The organism is Buttiauxella sp. (genome assembly GCF_035271705.1).
Classification (GTDB): domain Bacteria; phylum Pseudomonadota; class Gammaproteobacteria; order Enterobacterales; family Enterobacteriaceae; genus Buttiauxella.
The window spans coordinates 1-5,995 of sequence record NZ_DATERI010000021.1; the positions used below are offsets into that span (position 1 = coordinate 1).

Consider the following 5,995-nt stretch of genomic DNA (forward strand, 5'->3'; position numbering starts at 1 on the left):
TGTGGGGCATGACTCGTGACTGTCAGGAACGAGTATGAAACCACTGCTGGATGTGTTGATAATTCTCGATACCCTCGATAAAGAAGGGAGCTTTGCTGCGGCGGCAACAAAGCTCTTTAAAACGCCTTCCGCGCTCAGTTACACCGTTCAAAAACTCGAGAACGATCTCAATATCCAGATTCTTGACCGCTCAGGTCACCGTGCACGATTTACGCGAACCGGCCAGCTCCTGTTGGAAAAAGGCCGTGAAGTGCTGCATACGGTGCGCGAACTTGAACAGCAAGCTATCAAATTGCATCAGGGGTGGGAGAACGAACTGGTGATCGGCGTGGATGATTCGTTTCCGTTTTCACTGCTGACTCCCCTCATTGAAGCGTTCTATAAAAATTACAGTGTGACGCGGCTGAAATTCATCAACGGTGTGCTGGGGGGCTCATGGGAAGCGCTCACCGAAGGGCGTGCCGATATTATCGTCGGAGCGATGAGCGATCCCCCTTCAATCAGCGGCTTCGGTTTTACCTTGCTCGGCCAACTCGAAAGCATATTTGTCGTTGCTCCGCATCATCCGCTAGCGGACGCCGAAGAGCCGCTGAACCGGCGCGTTATAAAACGCAGCCGCGCAGTGATCGTCGGGGATACTTCGCGCCTTGAACCGTCACGTTCGATGCATTTACTCGAAGATCAAGAGGCCATCACCGTCTTTGATTTCAAAACCAAACTCGAATTGCAGATAAGCGGCATTGGCTGCGGCTACGTTCCGCGTTACATGGCGCAGCGTTTTATCGAAAGCGGGGTTTTAATCGAAAAACAAGTGACTTCCCATGTGCCATTTGTCCCGGTGTGGATTGGCTGGAACGAGCAAACCGCAGGGCTTGCCAGCGAATGGTGGCGCGAACAAATTGTCACAAATCCTGAAATCGCGGGGGTGTATGGAACCTTGCAAAAATAATACGAATGGGCGAGTGGCGAAGCCTGCACCTCACATCTATGGTTAATAATGGGGCTATATCTCTAAATCTTTTTAAAATGTCTTCGCGTTTAAATTCTCTCCTCTGCTTGGTTTTGCAGAGGTTTTTTGTGCGCAAGGAGTCTGTATGAAGCAAACCAATCAGCAATGGCAGTCACGGCGTGAGCAAGCAGTTCCGCATGGAGTCGGCAATGCGTTGTCGGTCTACGTTGAAAAAGCGAGAAATGCAGAAATTTGGGACGTGGAAGGCAAACGCTATATTGATTTCGCTTCTGGTATTGCAGTGCTGAATACCGGGCATAACCATCCAGCAGTCATTGACGCGGTGCGTCAACAGCTTGAACAATTTACCCATCCTTGTTTCCAGGTCACGCCTTACGGCAACTATATCGAACTTGCCGAACGGCTGAATACACTGGTGCCGATAAGCGCGCCTTGCCAAACCTTGTTGCTGACAACGGGGGCGGAGGCGGTGGAAAATGCCATTAAAGTGGCGCGTATTGCGACTGGGCGTTCGGCCATTATCGCATTTCGTGGCGCGTTCCATGGGCGCACGCTGCTGGGCATGGCGTTAACGGGCAAAGTTCAACCATATAAAAAAGGTTATGGTCCATTCCCTGCCGGAATTTATCACGCACCTTATCCTGCCGCGTATCTTGGTGTGAGTGACACCCAGGCACTGGCGTCACTGGCAGGTATTTTTGCCGCTGATGTCTCACCCGATGAAGTCGCCGCCATTATTATTGAACCGGTGCAAGGGGAAGGGGGCTTCTACGCCGCATCGCCTTCCTTTATGAAACAACTACGTGCGCTGTGTGACAAACACGGTATCGTATTGATTGCCGACGAAATTCAAAGTGGTTTTTGCCGTACCGGTAAAACCTTTGCCATTGAACACAGCGGCGTGGAACCGGATCTCGTCACCATGGCGAAAAGCCTGGCGGGCGGTTTCCCGTTGTCTGCGTTAGTCGGCAAGAAATCGCTGTTTGATAAAGCGATGCCGGGTGGTTTGGGTGGTACGTATGCAGGGTCACCCGTGGCGATTGCAGCGGCGTTGGCCGTTACCGAAATCATAGAAAAGGAAAGTCTCAACACGCGCGCACAAGAAATTGGTGAGCTAATCACCCGTCGTTTACAGGAGATGGCAGAGCAATTTGACTGCATCGGCGATGTGCGCGGATACGGAGCGATGATTGCGATGGAATTGGTGGAAGAGCGTGACAGCCATCGCCCGAATAAAGAATTAACTCAGGCAATTGTCAAAGAAGCCGGCAAGCAGGGACTGGTTTTATTGTCCTGTGGCGTGCGTGCTAATGTGATTCGTTTTCTCGTCCCATTAACAGCTGAAAAAGAAATTGTTAATGAGGGTCTTAACATCTTGTCTTCTTGCCTCGAATTAGTGCAAAATACGCGCCTCACTAAATGAGAACAAAAAACCGACGTAAACACGTCGGTTATTTTTTTGCATTAAGTTCAAGCAGTTAAACAGGCATTCGCCAAAAAAAACAAGAGGCCGGGCTTCGTACCGGATAGATATTAGCTTTTAAAAAACGACAGTCGTGTCGCCGAGGAAATTCAGATGGGGCAGCTTTTTGCTTTTGCACAGGTATTCACCGTTTGGGGGAATAACCATGTCGCTTAACGTCACCACAGGTGCAAAATCTCGTGTTGAACTCCGTAAGAGTCTTACGCTCATGCCGGTAGTTATGATAGGCCTTGCTTATATGCAGCCTATGACCTTGTTCGATACATTTGGGATTGTATCTGGCCTTACCGACGGACATGTCGCTACGGCTTACGCGTTTGCCCTTGTGGCAATTTTGTTCACCGCGTTAAGTTATGGAAAGCTAGTACGCCGCTTCCCATCTGCGGGTTCCGCTTATACCTACGCTCAAAAAGCAATCCACCCCGTGGTTGGCTTTATGGTGGGCTGGTCTGCGTTGCTTGATTATTTGTTTATGCCGATGATCAACATTCTGCTGGCTAAAATCTATTTTGAAGCCTTAGTACCGTCTATCCCGTCGTGGATTTTCGTGGTGCTTCTGGTTGGCTTTATGACTATCTCCAATCTGCGCGGCATTAAAACCGTGGCAAACTTCAACAGCCTGATTGTTGTGTTGCAGATGGTGGTGATGGTTGTGATTACCGGTCTGGTGATTTACGGCGTCGCCCATGGCGAAGGTGCTGGCACGTTAACCAGTACGCGGCCATTCTGGTCAGAGAACGCAAATGTGGTGCCGATGATTACGGGTGCGACCATATTATGCTTCTCGTTCCTCGGATTTGACGGCATTAGCTCGCTGTCCGAAGAAACCAAAGATGCAGGGCGTGTTATCCCGAAAGCGATTTTCTTGACTGCCCTGATTGGCGGCGTGATCTTCGTTGTGGTGTCCTACTTCCTGCAACTGTACTTCCCGGATATTTCTCGCTTCCAGGATCCGGATGCATCACAGCCAGAAATCATGCTGTTCGTGGCAGGTAAAACCTTCCAGTTCGGTATCCTGATTTTCTCCTGTGTGACCGTTCTGGCTTCGGGTATGGCGGCACACGCGGGCGTTTCTCGCCTGATGTATGTGATGGGCCGTGATGGTGTGTTCCCGGAGCGTTTCTTCGGCTACATTCATCCGCAATGGCGTACCCCTGCGCTGAACGTGGTTCTGGTGGGTATCATTGCACTGTTCGCCGTCAAGTTTGACCTGGTCACTGCAACGGCACTGATTAACTTTGGTGCGCTGGTGGCGTTCACCTTCGTGAACCTGTCGGTGATTTCCCAGTTCTGGATCCGCGAAGGCCGTAACAAGTCCATTAAAGATCACATCAACTATCTGGTGTTGCCATTGTGTGGTGCGCTGACAGTAGGTGCGCTGTGGCTTAACCTGGAAGAAAGTTCGATGATTCTGGGGCTGATTTGGGCGGCTATTGGCCTGACCTATCTGGCCTTCGTGACGCGTCGCTTCCGTAATCCGGTTCCGCAATTCAACGAAGATTTAGCGTAAAGCTGCAGTCGAAAAAGGCCGCGAAAGCTAACACTGTTAGTTTAAGAACGAGATATCCGGGGCGACCACCGGGTTTGGCGTCCCTCCGGGAACCAAATCCCGGTGTTTCCCCTCATTCATTGGCTTAAGTGAATAATGAGATATCCGGGGCGACCACCGGGTTTGGCGTCCCTCTGGGAATCAAATCCCGGTGTTTCCTCTCATTCATTGGCTTAAGTGAATAACGAGATATCCGGGGCGACCACCGGGTTTAGTGTCCCTCCGGGAACCAAATCCCGATGTTTCCCCTAATTCATTGGCTTAAGTGAACGGTGTTATCGGTTAACCACGATTATTAACCCACCAAAAACTGCGCGTACTCAAACAATGCCTTAAGTAACGCAGTCTTTTCTTTATCATCTTCATGCAGGTTATACAGCGCTTCCAGTTCTTGCGCGTAGGCTTGCAACGCTTCCTGAGATAACACATCACGACGGTGCTGCAACCAGCGCTGCTGCTCGGCTTCATCCAGGGTACCCGGGAAGTTACGCGCCCGATAATTAAACAGCAATCTCTCAATACGCTTATCGGCAAAAGTAATATCCAGCGCGGGCAGATTCTGAGGATCGGTTTGCAGCACTATGCGCATAGCTGCGCGGTCGGCATCGCTGAAAAAGCCGTTGTACAGTTGCGCATCGATATTATCGGAAGGCACAAAAGGCTCTGCTTCTGCAAAGATAGCCAGCGCTTTTTCACGCACCAAAGGGTGCTCGCGCAGCAACTTCAGGTTATCCAGACAACGCTTACGATCGATTCCTAACCGTTCCGCATCTTCCGGTCTGAGTGTGTTAGCGACCGCCAGAACCGGGCATTTATTCAGATGCACCAGTTTTATCGGCACGGCTGCAGCATCGCCCAGTGCGGCTTTCGGTGTATATAAACGTTCGCGTAACGTATCAGCGTCCAGCTCCAGCAACGGCGAAATATCACCCGCTAAATCCACCATAATCACCGCATTTTTGTTATCCGGGTGCCAGGCCAGCGGGGCAATCCAACTGGTGTTTCCGCGCCATGCGCCAAACATTCCCGAGACATGTACCAGCGGTTTCATCTGCGGAATATCAATCAATGTGGTGAGTTTGTGCTTGGAGCGGTAGCTGTAGAGATAATCAAACAGGCGTGGCTGGCGAGTTTTGACCAGTTGCGCCATCGCGATGGTGGCGTACACGTCGGACATCGCATCATGCGCGTTAGCATGTTCAATACCGTTGGCTTTGGTCAAATGTTCGAGGCGAAAACTTGGCAACCCTTCATCGTTCTCCGGCCAGACAATGCCTTCCGGGCGCAGCGCATAACAGGCACGCATCACGTCGAGCAAATCCCAGCGCGAGTTATCGTTCTGCCAGCTCCAGCCATAGGGATCATAAAAGTTGCGGTAGAAAATATTACGCGTGACTTCGTCATCAAAACGCACGTTGTTGTAGCCGACGACACAGGTTTTCGGCAGCGTAAAAATAGAATGGATACGTTTAGCAAAATCCGCTTCATTGACGCCCTGCTTAAGAGCTTGCTGCGGTGTAATGCCGGTAATCATTACCGCTTCTGGCTGAGGCAAATAGTCATCTGCTGGTTTGCAGTAAAAGACTTCCGGTTCGCCAATAACGTTAAATTGAGAGTCAGTGCGAATAGCCGCGAATTGCGCTGGGCGGTCAAGGGACGGGCTTTTGCCGAAAGTTTCATAATCATGAAAAAGGAAGGTCGGTTGTTGCGTTGTATTGTCCAAGTTTACTTCCGCCCTTGAGTGTTGTTTAACGTGCTGTTATTAAACTGAAATCCCACTAAAACCTTCTCCATGTGCCAATCATTGTTGTCGGGTGCTGCATAAGCCAATGGTAAACCATTAACAGGCCTTCAAGAAGTCTCCACAATGAAGGAATAATGCATCGCTCTACTGAATATGACTGTTCTCATTCATATCTTTTTGCAATTTAAATGCGAAAAAAGTGACAAACTGCAGTAAAAGAGGCGGCTGAATTTATTTTTATCGAGGGTA

5 protein-coding genes are annotated in these 5,995 nt (G+C 50.2%); 4 read left to right on the plus strand and 1 reads right to left on the minus strand.

What is annotated here, in order from left to right; all coding sequences use genetic code 11:
* Positions 1-34: 34 nt before the first annotated feature.
* From VJY99_RS01815 to VJY99_RS01825, 4 genes are all read left to right on the plus strand, one after another.
* Positions 35-949, plus strand: a complete 915-nt coding sequence (locus VJY99_RS01815; protein ID WP_324115776.1) for a LysR substrate-binding domain-containing protein — start codon at positions 35-37, stop codon at positions 947-949.
* Between the two features lie 145 nt (positions 950-1,094).
* The gene (gabT, locus tag VJY99_RS01820) at positions 1,095-2,393 is read left to right on the plus strand and encodes a 4-aminobutyrate--2-oxoglutarate transaminase (RefSeq protein WP_324115778.1); all 1,299 of its coding nucleotides are present in this window, start codon (positions 1,095-1,097) and stop codon (positions 2,391-2,393) included.
* Between the two features lie 153 nt (positions 2,394-2,546).
* Entirely contained in the window at positions 2,547-2,609 is a 63-nt protein-coding gene (yoeI, locus tag VJY99_RS19635; RefSeq protein WP_414641558.1) for a membrane protein YoeI, read from the plus strand.
* Positions 2,599-3,963 carry an APC family permease gene (locus VJY99_RS01825; protein WP_324115780.1) on the plus strand — a complete coding sequence of 455 codons (1,365 nt, stop codon included), beginning with the start codon at positions 2,599-2,601 and terminating at the stop codon, positions 3,961-3,963. The genes yoeI and VJY99_RS01825 overlap by 11 nt, the downstream gene beginning before the upstream one ends.
* A gap of 334 nt (positions 3,964-4,297) precedes the next feature.
* On the opposite strand, the gene sbcB is transcribed toward VJY99_RS01825, so the two are convergent.
* The gene (sbcB, locus tag VJY99_RS01830) at positions 4,298-5,725 is read right to left on the minus strand and encodes an exodeoxyribonuclease I (protein WP_324115782.1); all 1,428 of its coding nucleotides are present in this window, start codon (positions 5,723-5,725) and stop codon (positions 4,298-4,300) included.
* Between the last annotated feature and the right edge of the window lie 270 nt (positions 5,726-5,995).